The 16,533-nt window shown below is 65.6% G+C and carries 11 protein-coding genes; 7 read left to right on the top strand and 4 right to left on the bottom strand.

Going from position 1 to position 16,533, the window contains the following annotated elements; translation table 11 throughout:
• The first annotated feature begins 139 nt into the window (after window positions 1-139).
• From VT84_RS01135 to VT84_RS01120, 4 genes are all read left to right on the top strand, one after another.
• Entirely contained in the window at window positions 140-1,153 is a 1,014-nt protein-coding gene (locus VT84_RS01135; RefSeq protein ID WP_204249704.1) for an NAD-dependent epimerase/dehydratase family protein, read from the top strand.
• A 342-nt stretch (window positions 1,154-1,495) separates the two neighbouring features.
• The gene (locus VT84_RS01130) at window positions 1,496-1,681 is read left to right on the top strand and encodes a hypothetical protein (RefSeq protein ID WP_052562243.1); all 186 of its coding nucleotides are present in this window, start codon (window positions 1,496-1,498) and stop codon (window positions 1,679-1,681) included.
• Between the two features lie 296 nt (window positions 1,682-1,977).
• Complete coding sequence (locus VT84_RS01125; protein WP_157469057.1) at window positions 1,978-3,252, top strand: hypothetical protein; 1,275 nt, start codon at window positions 1,978-1,980, stop codon at window positions 3,250-3,252.
• Window positions 3,253-3,375: 123 nt separating this feature from the next.
• Window positions 3,376-4,929: a DUF11 domain-containing protein gene (locus tag VT84_RS01120; RefSeq protein WP_082838189.1), complete on the top strand. Its 1,554-nt coding sequence runs from the start codon at window positions 3,376-3,378 to the stop codon at window positions 4,927-4,929.
• 126 nt (window positions 4,930-5,055) lie between these two features.
• On the opposite strand, the gene hflX is transcribed toward VT84_RS01120, so the two are convergent.
• The 3 genes from hflX to VT84_RS01105 all read right to left on the bottom strand — a co-directional run bounded on the left by hflX (window position 5,056) and on the right by VT84_RS01105 (window position 11,159).
• Window positions 5,056-6,414 carry a GTPase HflX gene (gene hflX, locus VT84_RS01115; protein WP_082843198.1) on the bottom strand — a complete coding sequence of 453 codons (1,359 nt, stop codon included), beginning with the start codon at window positions 6,412-6,414 and terminating at the stop codon, window positions 5,056-5,058.
• Window positions 6,415-6,655: 241 nt separating this feature from the next.
• Window positions 6,656-9,718 carry a hypothetical protein gene (locus VT84_RS01110; protein ID WP_082838188.1) on the bottom strand — a complete coding sequence of 1,021 codons (3,063 nt, stop codon included), beginning with the start codon at window positions 9,716-9,718 and terminating at the stop codon, window positions 6,656-6,658.
• Between the two features lie 25 nt (window positions 9,719-9,743).
• Entirely contained in the window at window positions 9,744-11,159 is a 1,416-nt protein-coding gene (locus tag VT84_RS01105; RefSeq protein ID WP_082838187.1) for a VWA domain-containing protein, read from the bottom strand.
• Between the two features lie 505 nt (window positions 11,160-11,664).
• Here VT84_RS01105 and VT84_RS01100 point away from each other — a divergent pair.
• Both VT84_RS01100 and tkt read left to right on the top strand, forming a co-directional pair.
• Complete coding sequence (locus VT84_RS01100; protein ID WP_082838186.1) at window positions 11,665-12,678, top strand: hypothetical protein; 1,014 nt, start codon at window positions 11,665-11,667, stop codon at window positions 12,676-12,678.
• A gap of 159 nt (window positions 12,679-12,837) precedes the next feature.
• Window positions 12,838-14,889 carry a transketolase gene (gene tkt / locus VT84_RS01095; protein WP_082838185.1) on the top strand — a complete coding sequence of 684 codons (2,052 nt, stop codon included), beginning with the start codon at window positions 12,838-12,840 and terminating at the stop codon, window positions 14,887-14,889.
• Window positions 14,890-14,939: 50 nt separating this feature from the next.
• Here the strand turns inward: tkt and VT84_RS01090 are convergent, their stop codons facing one another.
• Window positions 14,940-15,299: an STAS domain-containing protein gene (locus VT84_RS01090; RefSeq protein WP_052562277.1), complete on the bottom strand. Its 360-nt coding sequence runs from the start codon at window positions 15,297-15,299 to the stop codon at window positions 14,940-14,942.
• A gap of 108 nt (window positions 15,300-15,407) precedes the next feature.
• Between VT84_RS01090 and VT84_RS01085 the strand changes: the two genes are divergently transcribed.
• The gene (locus VT84_RS01085; RefSeq protein WP_082838184.1) at window positions 15,408-16,403 is read left to right on the top strand and encodes a prenyltransferase/squalene oxidase repeat-containing protein; all 996 of its coding nucleotides are present in this window, start codon (window positions 15,408-15,410) and stop codon (window positions 16,401-16,403) included.
• Window positions 16,404-16,533: the final 130 nt, after the last annotated feature.

The raw sequence follows: 16,533 nt of genomic DNA, 5'->3' as shown, positions 1-16,533 counted from the left end.
GATAAACCCCAGACGAGATTCCGTTCCGAATCACACGGGCCGACTTTCTTAGCTCGCGCCTAATTCCTGGGCTTTATCCGCGCTATTTGCGTTCATCCGCGGCTCCGCTCTTCTCCCCTAGATTTTGGAGCCTGGTTCAATGCGCGTGTTGATTACCGGCGGGTACGGGTTCATCGGGGCGTGGATCATCCGCAACCTGCTGTCGCGCGGCGATCAGGTGTGGGTCTTCGACCTCCGCGAAGACGCCCGCCGATTACGGCTGATCCTCCCCGAGAGCGAGGTCGCGAAGGTCACGTTCGTGCAGGGCGATGTGACCGACCTCAAGGCACTCTCTGCCGCGATTGCTACTCACCAAATTTCGCACATCATTCACCTCGCCGGATTGCAAGTACCGACGTGCCGCGTGGACCCGATGCTGGGCGCGAAAGTGAACGTGCTCGGCACGCTCGCCGTGTTCGAGGCCGTGAAAGCCGCGGGCGATCAGGTGAAGCGCCTCGTGTACGCCAGCTCTGCTGCGGTCTTCGGCGGCCCGGACAAGTACCCGGCCGGCCCCCAACCGGACGACGCGCCGCTCGTTCCCAGCACCCACTACGGCGTGTTCAAGTGCTGCAACGAGGGCAACGCCCGTATCTACTTCCAGGATTCCGGCATTTCGAGCGTCGGGCTGCGCCCGTGGACCGTGTACGGCGTCGGTCGTGACCTCGGCATGACCAGCGAGCCGACGAAGGCCATCAAAGCGGTGCTGCTCGGCCGGCCGTACCACATCAATTTCGGTGGGGCGAGTGACTTCCAGTACGTCGATGACGTGGCGAAGACGTTCATCTACTCGATGGACCGGCCGTACTCGGGGGCAAAGAGCTACAACCTCCGCGGCGCGGTCATCACGATGAAGGAGTTCCACGCGGCGCTCAGCACCGTGTTGCCAGAAGCAGCAAAGTTGGTCACGTTCGGAACCACCCAAATCGCCATCGCCTACGACCTCTCCGACGACGGCCTCCAGCGCGACCTGGGACCGATGCCGAAAACGCCACTCGAAGCCGGTATCCGCGAGACGGTCGCGATCTTTAAGCAACTTCAAAGCGAAGGGCGACTCGACACCTCGGACCTCGACGCGCCCAAAATGGCCCCGGTCGCGGTCGCCGACGAGCCGTAAAAGTTATTCCGCGTAGTCCGCTATTCCGCGGGCGGGCTACGCGGTGGCTATCCAAAAAGTACCAACCGAATCGCATCGGACACTTCTCCACATTTTGCCGTACCCCTACCTTCACGCGCAGTTGTAATTCCGCCATTTGCGGAATGTAGACTTTCTGTGAAGTCGCAACGGTTACAATGATCGCGCAGAAACTGCGGGCGCCAATCCGCAGCGCCAAAAACGCTCGAAAGCCTTGAAAACCCGGCACTCCGTCACTTCTCGTCGAATTTTGATCCGTTGTGGCACGGTCCCTGCATTACAGCACCTCATCGAAACGAAACCTAACCGCAAGGAAGCATAGAGATGACCCCGATCACCAACACCGCCCGCGTTACCACGACCGCCTCGACCACCACCGACGCCGAAAAGCTCCTTCGCGACATGGCCTACGTCCTCAAGCTGACCCGCCGCGTGAAGGAAGAAATGAGCGCCGACCGCGCTCAAACCCAGACCCCGGCCACGAACCCCGAACGTGCGCTGGTCGCGTAAGACTGAGCCATCCCCCATGCCGCTCCCTTAGTCTCCTTTGAAACAGGAGGACCAAGCAAAGCGGGCGGGAATTCCCAACGGCTTACTCCCGCCGTTCGGATCCCCGCCCGCTTTTTTCGTTTACCCACACGCCTTCACGTCAACGCCACCCGCCCATCTTGCCACCCTTTCGCTGGCCCAATCGCCGGGTTATTCCAATCGTGCGAACGAATCTGGATTTGTGCAAAGTTCGCGGAGCACCGTGGCCGAAAACTTTTCTGAAGCGAATGGTTCGTTGGGTCATCGGGGAGGGGGAAATGAAGCGTACCGCGACCACGTTGGTGCTTTTAGCCGGATTCGGCGGCGGGTGCGTGAGCCCCGAGCCGCAAGCCCAGCCACAAACCCAAATGCCGCCGCAGCGCGCCGGCGGGTTCGGCACCGTTACCCGTGGTAAAGAAGTTGGTGGGGTGCAGGGGCCGACCGGCGAACCGGTGATGGCCGTTCGCGGGTCCACTCCGATGGGTGGAGCGAGCGGAGTGAAGCAAGCCGGCGGGCCGACCGCGCTCGTCGGCGACACCGGCATTGTTCGCCCCGTGTCGGGCTTCGGCCACACGCGGGTCACCGCGAACGAGGGCTGCACGAGCTGCTCCGTGCCGGGCGTCGGCGGTGGCGTCATTCGTGACGCCGGTTCGAGCTATGGGCCGCCCCCGGGTTACGGGGCCGCCGGTCCTTACGGCCCGCAGGACTCACTGCGGCACGGTATCGTTCCGGTGCCTACGATGGGGCCGCCCGGAGCCGTTGCCGCGTTCGGGGCCATCGGTGCGGGTGGTGGTGGGATGGGCATGCGGGCGGGGTTGCCGAACGGCCGCTCGTCGATCAACTTCACCGGCCCGGCCGGGATGAAGGTGACGTGGCAGTTGCCGGACGGGAGCTTCAACGACGAGGCCAGCGCGCTGACCGCGCCGAAGGCTTACAACTTCCTGCAAGGGTCCGTGTACCGGTTGCGGCTCACGAGCATCCTGCCGGATCACCCGGGTAGCTCGTTCTACCCGACGCTCGAAGTGGCCCCGGCCAACCCGAAGACGCTCGTGTTTCTGAGCCACTCGTCGGTGCCACTCACGTTCACCGCGGACGACTTCGCTCAGGCGAAGGCGGGTAACCTCGTGGTGAAAGTGGTGTACCTGCCGGACCCGATCAACCAGGACTTCAGCACCGTCGCCGGCGCCGAAGAAGTGGTGTCCACGCGGCTCGAACCGGGTGCCGATCCGGTCGCGGAAGCCCAGCGCCGTGGGGCGATCCTGGCTATCATCCGCATGGGTAACATCGACCTGGAGAACCGCGTCTCGCCCACGATGACCGCGCCGCCCCCCGGTCTGATGCTGCCGCCGGGTGGTCCGGTGCCGGCTCCGAACGCAACGCCGCCGAAGCCGAAGGGCGCCGTCGAACTGCCGATCAACCCGCCGGGCACCGCTAGCGTCCGCCCGCTGGTCGCTCTGCCCGGACTACCAGCCGGTGCTCCGACGGACCTGCCGCTCGCACCGAGTGCTCCGGTGGCCCCGACCGCTCCTGGCCTGAAGTCGGCGATCAAGTAAACGCAAGTTCCAACGAGTTCCAGGTTCCGAGTTCCGGTTCCGAGTTAAAGACCGCGGGCGAACAGCTTGTGTCTTCAACTTGGGAACCGGAACTCGGAACCTGTTGCTGAATAGAGGTTCGCCATGAGAGCGAAAACGCTGACGCTGCTCGGTGCCCTGGCCGTTGCTCAGGGGCTCGCTCCGGCCCAACCGGGACCGGTCCCGACACAAGGGGGGGGCGCGGGGTTCGGCGCAGCGCAACCGGGACCACTCGGTCCGCCCCGCATGATTCCCGGAGCAGATGTGCTCCAACCTGGTATGGGCGCGCCGGTGCCCGCTCCGCTCGTCGCGGCCAAGTTCCTCGCACCGAAAGACGTGCGCGTCACCGCGTTCCCGGGTTCGGCCCAGAGCCGGATGTACGACGCTCCCGCCGTGATGGGCCTCCGGCCCGGTTACGTGTACCGCTTCGAGCTGAGCAACCTACCGTACAGCCCCGGTCAAGCGCTGTACCCGGAAGTAGAAGTGCGCGGAACACTGGTCCCGCGCCCCGGCATGAAGTACATGGATCACCCGATCCCGCTCGTGTTCTCGGCGTCCGACATCGAACGCGCGCTCAAAGGCGCGGTGATTACGAAGGTCATTTACCTGGAAGACCCGGAGAAGGCGTTGCCCACGGAAGTGGGGGCAAACTCCCCGGTCGAGATGACCGACAGCACCGACAGCGACGCGGTCAAATCCGCGCTCGCCAACGGCCGGCTCATGGCGATCGTCCGCTTGGGCAATCTGAAGCCCACCGCTGACCAACTCAAGACGTATGTAATCGAAGGCACGATTTTGCTCCCGGGCGAGAAGCTCCTGAAATCACCGATCGCTCCACCGCAGTTTTCGTACTTCGCGTGCCCGATGTACGACCCGCTCCTGGGACCGAAGGGGCCGAAAGAGGAGTGTTTCGTCGACGGTGGTGACAAGGGAGCCCCATTGGGGATCGGTCCGAACGGTCGGCTCGGCGGATTGAACGCGACCGATGTGGGTGTGGAGTACACCATCGGCGGGCGCAGAAAAGTAACGACCTCCAACGAGGTCTGCATCTGCTCGCCGCGGTTCATGATTCGCCGCGCGGAAGTGTTGCCGAACGGCTTGGATCACCAAGTGCGGGCAGCGGCAAACGTGGGCGCAATGGGTGCCGGGGCTATCAAAGACCGGCGCGCGCCAATGGTCGATATCGCCCGAACCAAACCGGCCGAGTTCGAGGGCAAGGTGCGCCCGTCCGCGTTCGTGGGTAAGGTGGGTACAGCGTTCTTCATCAACACCAGCCGGCCAGCAGCGGTCGGCCAAATCGCGGGTGTGAAGATCGTCGGCGTGGTGGTCGAACCGGAACAACTCACCGCGTTCCCGAGGCTGGCCCCGCTCACCGTGACCAAGAGCGTGGGCCCATCTGGCCCGAAGGAAGCAGGTGAAGTGGTAACGATCACGATCCGGTACGCGAACACCGGCTCGAAGGCCGTAAGCGACATCGTGGTCAGCGACAGTTTGAGCGGGCGCCTGGAGTACGTGGAGGGCTCGTCGCAGTCCGACCGGCCCTCGAACTTCACCGTCGCGGACAACGAAGTCGGCTCAACGGTAGTACGCTGGGAGTTACCCGGCACGATCCTCCCGGGCCAGAGTGGAACCGTGCGGTTCAAGGCAAAAGTGCGGTAACTTTTGGGATCAGACGTGTTCCGCGCAAAGACGAACCCGGCCCATGTGAGCCGGGTTCGTCTTTGCGCGAAATTTCAGATTTACAAAGGTCGCTCGCAAACAAACAAAAGGTTAGTCCGGGCAAGCTCACGCACTTTCGCGTTCGTGCGTGTCCACGGCAATCGGTTTCTCGCGCTCCACGAAGCGCACCTTTACGGTCGGACCGGCGATGTGATGGAGCAAGTGTTTTGGCAGGTGGCACCGAATCACGACTTCGTTCACGTCGTCGCGGAACTCCTGGCGGTAGATTTCCGCGTGCGCGTTCAGGAACGCCAGCACCCGACCGTTGCCCGAATCGGTGACGATCTCGGCTTCCGCGAAATCTTCGGCCAGCGCTTCCATCACCGCGTCTTCCAACCGCTCGATGCCCTCGCCCGTTAACCCGCTCACCGCCACCGCGCGGGGGTGGTGGGTTTCCAGCAGGGTGAGCAGCGAACGGTCCGCGAGTTTGTCGATCTTATTCAGAACTAGTAACGTCGGTTTCTGATCGCAGTCCAGTTCTTTCAGAACGGTGGTCACCGCGCGAATGTGGTCTTCGGCTTGCGGGCTGCTGGCGTCCACAACGTGCAACAACAGTTTCGCGTGCCGCGCCTCGGAAAGCGTCGCTTTGAACGACGCGACCAAGTGGTGGGGTAAATCGCGGATGAATCCGACCGTGTCGGAGAGCAGCACCCGCCCCCAGTCGCGGATGTGCCACTGGCGCGTGCGCGTGTCGAGCGTGGAGAACAGTTGGTTCTTCACGTACACGCCCGCCTTAGTCAGCGTGTTCATCAACTGTGATTTGCCCGCGTTCGTATAGCCCACGAGCGAAATCGTGTGCTCCTCGGACCGACTCTTCACCTCGCGCTCCTTGCGCGCGAGCACCTCGTTGAGTTTGTGCTTGAGGTCGCGGATGCGGTGCTGAACGAGTCGGCGGTCGCTTTCGAGCTGCGTTTCACCCGGACCGCGGAGCCCGATCCCGCCGCCCTTCTGACGCGACAAGTGCGTCCACATCTGCTTGAGGCGCGGGAGCGAGTATTCGAGTTGCGCGAGTTCGACCTGGAGCTTCGATTCGGCCGTGCGCGCCCGGCTCGCGAAGATGTCGAGAATCAGTTCGCTCCGGTCGAGTACCTTCACCCCCAGCGCGTGTTCGAGGTTGCGCGCCTGACCGGGCAAAAGGTCGTTGTCGAAGATGACCACGTCCGCGTCCGCCCCTTCGACCAGTTCGTGCAACTCACCGACCTTACCGCTACCGAGGTACGTCGCGAGTTGTACGTCGTGGCGCCGTTGGGTGAGTTGGCCCACCACACTCGCCCCGGCCGACTCCGCTAGGCCGCGGATCTCGTCGCACGGGTCGGCCTCGTTGGGCCAGGGCCGCTCCGGGAGCGCGACGCTGACCAGCACCGCTTTTTCGCTCGCGACCGAGAACTCTTCCCGCTGGGTGTCGAATGCCTTACTGATGGTCACGTCCTCCGGCGCGGGGTGCGCCGTACACATTGTAAACGAAGCGGATCGAACACAAAAAGGCGCAACGGCCACAAAAACACAGTACCCCACTTTGTATTCGTTCCATGTGCCGTGTGTTTTTGTGACCGGTGTGTCTGTTGGTATCAACGCCACGGCCCGGTCGGGATGAGACATCCCGGCCGGGCCGTGGGTTCACGTTTCCGCGCCCGAACCGTGTTTCCCGATTCGGGTGGGATCGTGTTTACTTCTCACCGCCCGGGAGCAGTGGGACGGTGGGGAGCGCGATGTCGCCCCTGGTGCCGGTGAACACCGGGGTCACGTCGACCCGGAACGACTTGCGGTCCGGGTTCAGCTTGTACGTGGCCCGGATGTCCGCGGCCCCGGCCGAGATCCCGGCCTCGCGCGTCTCCGCCGGGGCCGACACGAGCGGGGCCTCGACCCCGCCCGACGACGTCACCGGGGCACCCAGCGCGCTCCCCGCGGTCCCGAACCCGGCACCCAGACCCGACTGCCCCAAACCGGCACCGGTCGTCTCCGAGCGCACCTCACGGACCGCACCGAGCTCCTCGGACAGCACCGCCAGGGCCGTGCGCGAGCCCCCGTCCAACTTCACCTCCACCCCCTTACCGCCCACCGGAACCTCCAACAGGTCCACGGACTGACGGTCCGTCCCCTGGAACCGGGTCACCTTGATCCGCGCGCTCCCACCCAGCGGGCGCCCGAACGCCTGCTTCACCGACACCGTGTACGCACCGGTGAACGCGCGCGCGGCCGCGTACACCTCGGACCGGTCCGCGCCCTGGGCCAGCAGGTCACCCTTGAGCACACCCCCGCCCGTGGTGCGCGTGTGGGTCGCCGAGCACACCGAGCCCGTCGGTTCCGACACCACCAGGTCCAGGTCCGCGTTACCCTGCCACTGGAGCTCGATCACCAGGTCCCGGCGCCCCTGCTCCGCGACCGCCCGGGTCAGGGCCTCGGTCCCCTGGCCCGCGTCCCGGAGCCGGGCCTCCAACTTGGGCAGGCGCGCCCGGGCCTGCTCGTGGTAGTCGATCCCGTCGCTCGTGTTCCAGTCCCGGGCCAGCAGACCGTTCGCCGCCCACACCACCGCGTCGGTCCGCACGTCGCTGGCCCGCTCCGCGTACGCCAGCGCGTTCGCATAGGGCGTCGGGTCCTCGGGGCTGCACGCGGCCGCGCGCCGGCAGAACGCCACCGCCCGGCCGTGGTTCTTCAGGTCCGCCTCGGCACGCGCCGCCCGCAGGTACGCCGCGGCACTGCCCGGGTCCAGGTCGACCCCCGACACCGACGCGCGCTCGACCTCGACCGGGCTCGCGCCCGCCGCGCGCAGCGCCACGCCCAGGGCCTCGTGCGCCCACGCCTCGGTCGCCAGGCCCTTGCGCAGGTTCCCCTTGAGCACCTCGGCCGCGTGACCGTACTCCTCGAACTCCATCAGGAACTCCGCGCACGCCACGATCAGACCCGGGTCCGTCACGGTCCGGTCGATCGCGTTGCTCCACATCGTGCGCGGGTCCGTGCCCAGCTTCCGACGGTCCGCGACCGGGTCCACCTTCGGGTTCACCAGCGTCGGGGCCACACCCGCCACCGCGTTCACCGGCCCCCCACCGTTGCCCGCGCCACCCGGCCCGATGACCAGGGCCCCGCCACCCGGGCGCCCCACCCCCGGGCCCTGGGCGTTGCCCTCGGCCGTCTTCTTGAGCTTGATCGTGGTCGCCGAGTGGTACCGCGTGGTCCCGCGCACGATCAGCGCACGGGCCGGAGGGTAGTACCCCAGCGAGTTCAACTTGGCCGCGTCCACCGTGGGCACCTCGTCCTCCCCCATCCCCGGCATCGGCTGCGTGTTCGGGATGTTCGCCCACTCCCCCTTCGCCACGGTCTCAAAAATCAGGCGCATGAGCAACTGGCTCTGGTCACCGCCCTGGAGACCGAACTGACCCCCCAGGTTCCCGAACTGACCCAACTGCCCGCCCGTGATACCCGTGATCCCGCCCCCGGCACCCAGGTTCCCCTGGTTACCCAGCTGCTGGCCCGTGCCACCGAACGGCCCGCCACCGCCCATCGCGTTGAGCGGGTTCCCACCCACGCCCACACCACCCGCGCCGAACGGGTTCCCGAAGTTACCACCGATGTTCTGCAAGCCCCCACCGAACAGGCTCGCCTGACCGAAGATCGCCAGGCTCTGGTTCTGGAACTGCTGGTTCTGGAACAGCACCTGTTGGTTAACGGACTGGGGGATCGGGATCGCGAGGTCGGCGACCGGGAACACCTGGGTCACCTTCTCCTCGAGGCGCCGGTTGAACGTGGTGATCTCGATGTACTCGGGGCGCACGACGTACGTGGCGTTCATCGACAGGAGCACGATGTCCAGGAAGTTCCCGAGGGTGAGCCCCTGGAGCTGCGTGGACACGAGCTTCGCCTTGGCCTCCTTGATGTTCGGCTGCTGCTCCGCGTTGAAGTACTCCTCCATGATCACGAACGACACCTCGTACCGCTTGGACAGGAGCGACAGCAACTCGAACAGCGGGACCTCGTTGAGGTTCTTGTCCCCCAGGTCCACGGGCCGGGTCGGGTCCTCGATCTTGTCACGGATCTGCTTCAGCCCGGTGCCCCCGTTGGCACCCAGGTTCGAGTTCTCGTACACCTTCTTCCGGTACCCGGTGAGCTCCTGCCACACCTTCGCCGGGGGGAAGTGGACCGGGGGCTCGTCCGGGTACGGGATGTGAGACTTCTCGGTCTGCATCATCGCCTGCAGGAACCGGTCCTCGCGCACCCGGGTCAGCTCCTTCCACTCGCGCAGCTGCGTCGCCTGCTGACCGATGATGTAGCTCGCGGTCGCGGTCGGGGGCACCGCCAGGCCCTTGTTCGTCTTCTCCTGCACCATGAGCTGCGCCTCCTGGTACGCGAGCGCGTACCGGGCGTGCTGCATGAGCTGGCGGAACTGGTCGATCCGGTTCTTGTCGCTCGCCTGCGCGTCCGCGGCACGGTCGAACTCGCTGAGGTGCTGCCGGGTCCGGGCCAGGGCCTGGCGCTCCGCGTCCGCCTGGCGCTTGATCTCCGCCCCCTTCACGAACACCTCGCGCATCTGCGCCTCCAGGTCGCCCACCAGCTGGCGCCGGGCCTCGGCCCCGAGCCCGTCGTACCCCTGGATCTCGTCGCGCTGGCGCTTCAGGTCCTGGTACGCGCCCTCCGGGTCGGTCCGCAGGAACTGACGGGCGCGCCGGATCGTCGCGTCCACGAGCACCCGGTACCGCTGCTCCTCGATCTGGCGCCGGGCCGCGGCCTCGCGCACCAGGTCCGCCCCCCCGCGCCCGGGCTCACCGGCGGACCCGCCGCGGCCCCCCCTTGGGCTCCTGAGCGGCCCGGGCCGGGCCCCCGACCTGCTTGGCCAGGTCCGCCCGGGTCAGGGCCCCGGCGCGCATCTTGGCCACCAGCGCGGCCCCGTGCGCGGCCTCCCGGTCCGTCGGGTCCACCTTCCGGGCCGCGGCGTACAGCTTCTCGGCCTCGTCGAACCGGTCCACGCTCACGGCCCACACCGCCTGCGTCAGGAACTCGTCCCGGTACAGCTTCACCTGCGTGCTCGCCAGCGCGAGCGCCCGGTCCGACTGCAGCATCGCCGGCGCGTCCTTGTGGGGCGCGTTCCTCCACTGGGTCACCATCAGGTTCAAAAAGAAGTGGTCCACCCGCGGGGCCGGGAGCGCCTGCGACAGGTTCAGCACCACGCCCTTGCCCGACACGGTCCCGTTCACCGTCGCGCTCACCCCCGTCGCCCCCGGCCGGGCGATCCTGCCCATGACCAGCGTCGCCCGGTCCGCGCGCAGCGGGGGCAGCTTGGTCGGGTACGACTCGCCCACCTCGGGGCCGAACGACCACGTCTCGGGCTTCACCACCGCCACGTCCAGCGCGCCCACCAGGCGCCCCACGAACGCCTTCTGACCCGGCGCCTGCGACAGGTCCTCCTGGACCCGGACCACGGCCCCCCCCGTCAGGGCCGTGAGCCCGTGCAGGTTCTGCGCGTCCAGCTTCAGGCCCAGCGGCACCGCGAAGAACCCCACATCGTCCCGGTCCATCCGCCCCCCCAGGGCCAGGCGCTGGGACTCACTCACGCGCTCGAACGCGCTCTCCCCGTCACCCAGGTACAACACCACCTGGTGCCGACCCCGGTTCGGGGCCAGCGTCGCGAGCGCCTTCTCGAGCCCCCCCTTGAGGTCCGTCGCACCCGAACCGTACTCGACCTCGGTCAGGGCCCGCGCCGCTTCCGCCACGTTCTCCGCGCCCGGGGCCTGGAACCCCGCCGTCAGGGCCCGGGTCGCACCCGGGGTGCTCAGGGACCACACGCTCACACGGTCACCCGAGCCCAACTGCGCGGCCAGACCGGTCACGATCTGACGGGCCTGCTGGAGCGCGCGCCCGGCCTGGCTCGCGGACGTGTCCACCAGCACCAGCACGTCGCGCGGGCGCGGGGCCGGGGCCGGAACCTCGGGGCGCACCTGCCACGCGAACACGAGCTCCCCGTCCCGCGGCTGGTACGTGAGCACCGGAACCGTACCGAACTTGGTCGCCACCAGCTCGTCCACGAGCCGGCCCCCGTCCGGGCGCCCGCCCACCGGGCCCGCACCGGGCGCGGACGTACCCGTCCGCAGATCCCCGAACAAGGTCGTGCCCAGAGCCGCGAGGGTCGCGGACACCCCCAGCAGCACCGGCAACAACCGCAGCCGTTTCACGACACTCATTGCCCGTCGCTCCTACTGGTGAGACACCTGGTACGACAGCCAGGTGACCCGGACAAGTACGAACTAAGCCCAATTTTAAGCCACGCCTCAACAGTTCCGCCACGCAAAAGCAGCCGAACCCGTGCATTGCACGAGGCTTGGGGAGGCTGCTCCCGTGGCAGACCTTGCGATCGCAAGGCGCCGCCAATTGGGACAGTCTAGCCGGTGTAACGGGACTTCCGGCGTGCCGTTGGTAACTTCGTTTGATCCGCGTGCCAAAAGCAAAGTTAATGACCATTCCGCCCCTAAAACCGGCACCACCGGCCCGGGGATTTTGATTTGACTTGCCTGTTCCGCGGCCTAGGCTCCTTGAGGCCAGACAGAAGGATAATTCCGCCGGGACAGTGGGAAGTTCCAAGCTCTCGGTTCCAGGTTCCAGGCCGGCTCCATCCAAAACACGTGCCAGGTAACTCGTTCTGGCTTCATAACTTGGAGCCGAGAACTTGGGACTCGGAACTTAAATACTATGGCGAATCCGAACACGCCGAACGATCAACAATCGTCCCTCTCGGCCGCAGAGCTGCGCCGGCGGTTACTGGCTTCGACCCCGCCTCCAATCGCTGCGACCTCGGCCACGACCGACCCGATCGCGGAATTAGTGGAGGAAGTAGAAGAAATTCCGGCCACGCCGATCGCGTCTCCTGTGTCTTGGGCCGGTGGGACCAACGATCTCCTTGCGCGACTGCGAATGCCGGGCAAATCCGGCTCGGTCCCCGTACCGGCTGTGCGCCAAGCTCCGCTCACGCCGCCACCAGAACCACCACGCAGTCCTCTGACTCGGCGCACCGGGCCGGGTGGTTCCGGGAGCCGGTTTAACGACCCGTCCAGCGCCATCGCGGGCGCCCTGAACCAACTCGCCGACCTGTCGCCGACCGGCGGCCGGTACGACGACGCACCGATGAACGAGGTGCAGCGTCTGCGCGGGGAAAATAAAGAACTGCGCTCGCTACTCGATGAGATGAAGCACCTGCTCCAAGAGGCGAGTAACAACGAACAACAACTCGGCGCGAAGGAGAAAGAGTTCGAGGCGGTCGTAGCCGAAAAGGACGCTCAGATCGATGAACTGAGCGCACAACTGGGCGCGATTGAAGAACAGATCGCGAAGGGCGAGTTGGCCCCGCCGCCGCCGGCTCCGAAGACCCGCAACGAGCTGGAAGAGTGGGGCGACGAACTCGAACGCGAGAGCGCCAAACTGACCCAGGATAAGAGGAAGCTCGAAGACGAGCGCCGGCAGTTGCGCGAGGACGAAGAAGCACTCGAACAGCAAATGCGCCAGATGGAAGTATCGATGGCCCGCGAGCGCGCGATGCTCGCCCGGCAAGAAACCGAACTCAAGCGGTTGAGTGCGGAGATTCAACACGAACTCGACATTCTTCAGCGCGGCGACGCCGGATTGCGGGAACAGATGTCGAAGTTCCAGCGCCGGGCACAAGAAGTTATGGTCAAACCAAACGGCCCGCCGCCCAACGGCCGTCGTTAATAACAGCACCCGAGCTACAACAGTGAAGCCCGCGAACTCGTGTTCGCGGGCTTCACTGTTGTTCCCGAAAGCGTTGACATCTCAGCACATTCTTCATTCACAACCGCTCGCTCATCTCATATCCTCTACAACAATTCTCCCCACCACGAGAGGCACCCAATGAGCCAGTTCACCGCGCTCGACGTGACCGCTATCAACACCATCCGCACGCTCGCGATGGACGCGGTGCAGAAGGCCAACTCCGGCCACCCCGGTGCGCCGATGGGCCTGGCCCCGGTCGCGTACACGCTGTGGAACAAGTTCCTCAGCTACGACCCGGCCGACCCGATGTGGCCGAACCGCGACCGGTTCGTGCTCTCCAACGGGCACGCCTCGATGCTCATTTACTCGCTGATTCACCTCGCGGGTATCAAGAACGTCGATCACCACGGCAAGGTGCTGGACGAGCCCTCGCTGCCGCTGGACCAACTCAAACAGTTCCGCCAACTGAACAGCAAGACGCCGGGGCACCCGGAGAACGAGTACACCGCCGGCGTGGAAACCACCACCGGGCCGCTCGGCCAGGGCGTGGGCAACGCAGTCGGCATGGCGATCGCCCAAAAGTGGCGCGCGGCGCACTACGGGCGCCCCGGATTCGAGGCGCTGTTCGACCACCGGGTGTACGCCATCTGCGGCGACGGCTGCATGATGGAGGGCGTCGCGAGCGAAGCGGCGTCACTCGGCGGGCACCTGAAGCTCAACAACCTCACGCTCATCTATGACGACAACGGCATCACCATCGACGGGCACACGCACCTCGCGTTCAGCGAAGACGTGCCGGCGCGGTTCGCCGCTTACGGCTGGAACGTGCTCCGCGTGACCGACGGTAACGACCTCGACGGCATGGCGAAGGCGATCGAAGCCTCGAAGTCGTCCGACCGCCCCACGCTCATCGCGCTGAAGACGGTCATCGGCTACGGGTCGCCGAACAAGGCGGACACTCACGCGGCCCACGGCGAACCGCTCGGCCCCGACGAGATCAAACTCACGAAGAAGGCCTACGGCTGGCCAGAAGATTCCTCGTTCCTTGTCCCGGACGGCGTGTACGACCTCTTCAAAGGTGGCATCGGAAAGCGCGGTGCCGAGGCCCGAGCCGCGTGGCAGAAGCTGTTCACGGACTACAAGGCGAAGTTCCCCAAAGAAGCCGCCGAACTGGAAGCACTGGAGACGCGCGACCTGCCCGCGGGTTGGGACAAGGACATTCCCGTGTTCCCGACCGATGCGAAGGGACTCGCCACCCGGGAAAGCTCTGGCACGGTACTGAACGCGATCGCGAAGCACGTGCCGTGGATGGTCGGCGGGTCGGCGGACCTGAACCCCTCGACCAAGACGTTCATGAAGTTCCCGGAAGCGGGCGTGTTCACGCCGAAGACACCGGGCGGGCGCAACGTTCACTTCGGCGTGCGCGAGCACGGTATGGGCGCCATTATGAACGGTATGGCGCTCTCGAAACTGCGGTCCTACGGCTCCGGGTTCCTCATCTTCTCCGACTACGGGCGCCCGCCGATCCGCCTCGCCGCGATCATGGGACTGCCGGTGCTGTACGTGTTCACGCACGATTCGATCGGCGTCGGCGAAGACGGCCCCACGCACCAGCCGATCGAACAGATCATGTCGCTGCGTGCGATCCCGAAGCTGATCCTGATCCGCCCCGGTGACGCGAACGAAGTGGCCGAGGCGTACAAGGTCGCCCTCCAAGAAAAGCACCACCCCGTCGTGCTCGCGATGACGCGGCAAGCCCTGCCGACGCTCGACCGCACGAAGTACAACCCGGCGTCCGGCGTGGCAAAGGGCGGCTACGCCCTGAACAACGTGCCGAACCCGGACGTGCTGCTCATCGCGACCGGTAGCGAACTGCCGCTCTGCGCGGACGCGGCCGAAAAACTCGCCGCCGAGGGCATCAAGGCCCGCGTCGTCAGCCTGCCGTCGTGGGAACTGTTCGAGAAGCAGGACCAGGCGTACCGCGACAGCGTGATCCCGCCGATGGTGACCGCCCGCGTGTGCGTCGAAATGGGCGGCGCGTTTGGGTGGGAGCGGTTCGCGGGGAGCACCGGCGCGATTATCGGGATGCGGTCGTTCGGCGCATCGGCCCCGCTGAAGGATCTGCTGAAGCACTTCGGCTTCACCGTGGAAGCCGTCGTGAAGGCCGCAAAGGAACAGGTCGGGAAGTAGCCAGCGAACCCCGCCCCGCCGCTCTTGCGGGGCATGTTTGGTGAACAAATTCACCCGCCCGTGGCCGCGAGCGCGTCGTCACGGGTGGGGTAATTCGGGAGCACCTGCGTCAGTTTGGTTAATGTCAGCATCGAGAGCACTGAATCGCTCGGGTTACACACCGTAACCGCGCCCTCACCCCGAACTTGATTCTGAAGACCCACGAGCAACCGGAGCCCGAGGCTCCCGGCAAATTCCAGATTGGTCAAATCAAACACGAACCGGCGCAACCCCGCGCGGTACAGTTCCTGAATCTGCGGGTGCAGTTCATCCACCGCAACCGGGTCCAACTTACCAATAAGCCCGATCACCACCGCGCGGTTGTCCGGGGTGAACTCGAACTGGCTGGCGAACGCCGGCTTCGTCGACATGGCAAACTCGTTACGGGAGAGAAACGGCTCCAAACCATAATACGGACTCGCAGTACGAGGGCATTTGCGCGCAAAATATAGCGACGACACCGCTCCCGGAGTTCGCCGATGCTCTCCACACTGCTCCTCGTTACGATCCCGCTCCCCAATCTTACGTTACCCGCGCCCACCACAAAAGCCGTGCGCGCCGCGGTCGAAATCGCGCTGCCCCAACTGAAAAAGGGCGCGACCGGACACGTCGAGCAGAAAACGTGCTTCGCGTGCCACAACCAAACCCTGCCGATGTTGGCGTTCTCCACCGCGAACGGGCGCGGGTTCACCATTCCGCCTGCTCTGGCGAAAGAGCAAGCGGAGCACATTTCGAGCTTCCTCGAATCGAACCGCGAGCGGTTCAAAGACGGGCGCGGGACCGGCGGCCAGGTGGACACCGCAGCAGCGGCGATCTTCACGCTCGAACTCGCGGGGCACAAGCCCGACGAGAACACCGCCGCTGTGGTCGAATTCCTCCTCAAGTCGCAGTCCGATCGCGATCATTGGCGCGCGAGCGGCGATCGTCCTCCGAGTGAGGCGAGCGACTTCAGTACGACCTACTACGCAGTCCGGGGGCTGAAGTTCTGGGGACCGCCCGCGAACGCGGACAAGCAAAAGACCGCCAAACGCATCGACGCGGCCCGATCGTGGCTCGTGAAAACGCCCGCAAAAGACACAGAGGATCGCGTGTTCCGCTTGCTGGCTCTCAAGGAAACTGGTTCAGAGGCCAAGGAAGTGGCCGCCGCCGCGTGGGAACTTCAGCGCACTCAGCGTGCGGACGGCGGTTGGGCACAACTCGACAACGGGCGCAGCGATGCCTACGCGACCGGTTCGGCACTGGTCGCTCTGCACCTCGCAGGGGGACTGAAAACGGACGCGCCCGCGTACCGGACGGGAATGGCCTACCTACTGAAAACACAGCGTGCGGACGGGACGTGGTTCGTGAAGTCGCGGAGCAAACCGTTTCAGCCGTACTACGAAAGCGGCTTCCCTCACGAAAAGGACCAGTTCATCGCAATCGCCGCGAGCGGATGGGCAACGACCGCGCTGGCGCTGGCGGTGGAAAAGAAGTGAATCAAAAGAGAACCCGGGGTTGAACCCCGGGCTACTCCCGGTGGCCCCGTTGGGGCCGCACAGATATTCATTGCCTTTTGGACCCCGAATGGGGTCACCGGTAATAGCCCGGGGTTTCAACCCCGGGTTC

The sequence above is a fragment of the Gemmata sp. SH-PL17 genome (assembly GCF_001610855.1).
Taxonomy (GTDB): Bacteria; Planctomycetota; Planctomycetia; order Gemmatales; family Gemmataceae; genus Gemmata; species Gemmata massiliana.
The sequence above is the reverse complement of the archived record's forward strand: the minus strand, read 5'-3'. Positions and strand labels throughout refer to the sequence as shown.

Bases quoted from the DNA above. Each gene is read 5' to 3' on its own strand.
- VT84_RS01135 (WP_204249704.1), top strand. From the start codon at position 140: ATGCGCGTGTTGATTACCGGCGGGTACGGGTTCATCGGGGCGTGGATC.
- VT84_RS01130 (WP_052562243.1), top strand. From the start codon at position 1,496: ATGACCCCGATCACCAACACCGCCCGCGTTACCACGACCGCCTCGACC.
- VT84_RS01125 (WP_157469057.1), top strand. From the start codon at position 1,978: ATGAAGCGTACCGCGACCACGTTGGTGCTTTTAGCCGGATTCGGCGGC.
- VT84_RS01120 (WP_082838189.1), top strand. From the start codon at position 3,376: ATGAGAGCGAAAACGCTGACGCTGCTCGGTGCCCTGGCCGTTGCTCAG.
- VT84_RS01105 (WP_082838187.1), bottom strand. From the start codon at position 11,159: ATGAGTGTCGTGAAACGGCTGCGGTTGTTGCCGGTGCTGCTGGGGGTG.
- VT84_RS01100 (WP_082838186.1), top strand. From the start codon at position 11,665: ATGGCGAATCCGAACACGCCGAACGATCAACAATCGTCCCTCTCGGCC.
- tkt (WP_082838185.1), top strand. From the start codon at position 12,838: ATGAGCCAGTTCACCGCGCTCGACGTGACCGCTATCAACACCATCCGC.
- VT84_RS01090 (WP_052562277.1), bottom strand. From the start codon at position 15,299: ATGTCGACGAAGCCGGCGTTCGCCAGCCAGTTCGAGTTCACCCCGGAC.
- VT84_RS01085 (WP_082838184.1), top strand. From the start codon at position 15,408: ATGCTCTCCACACTGCTCCTCGTTACGATCCCGCTCCCCAATCTTACG.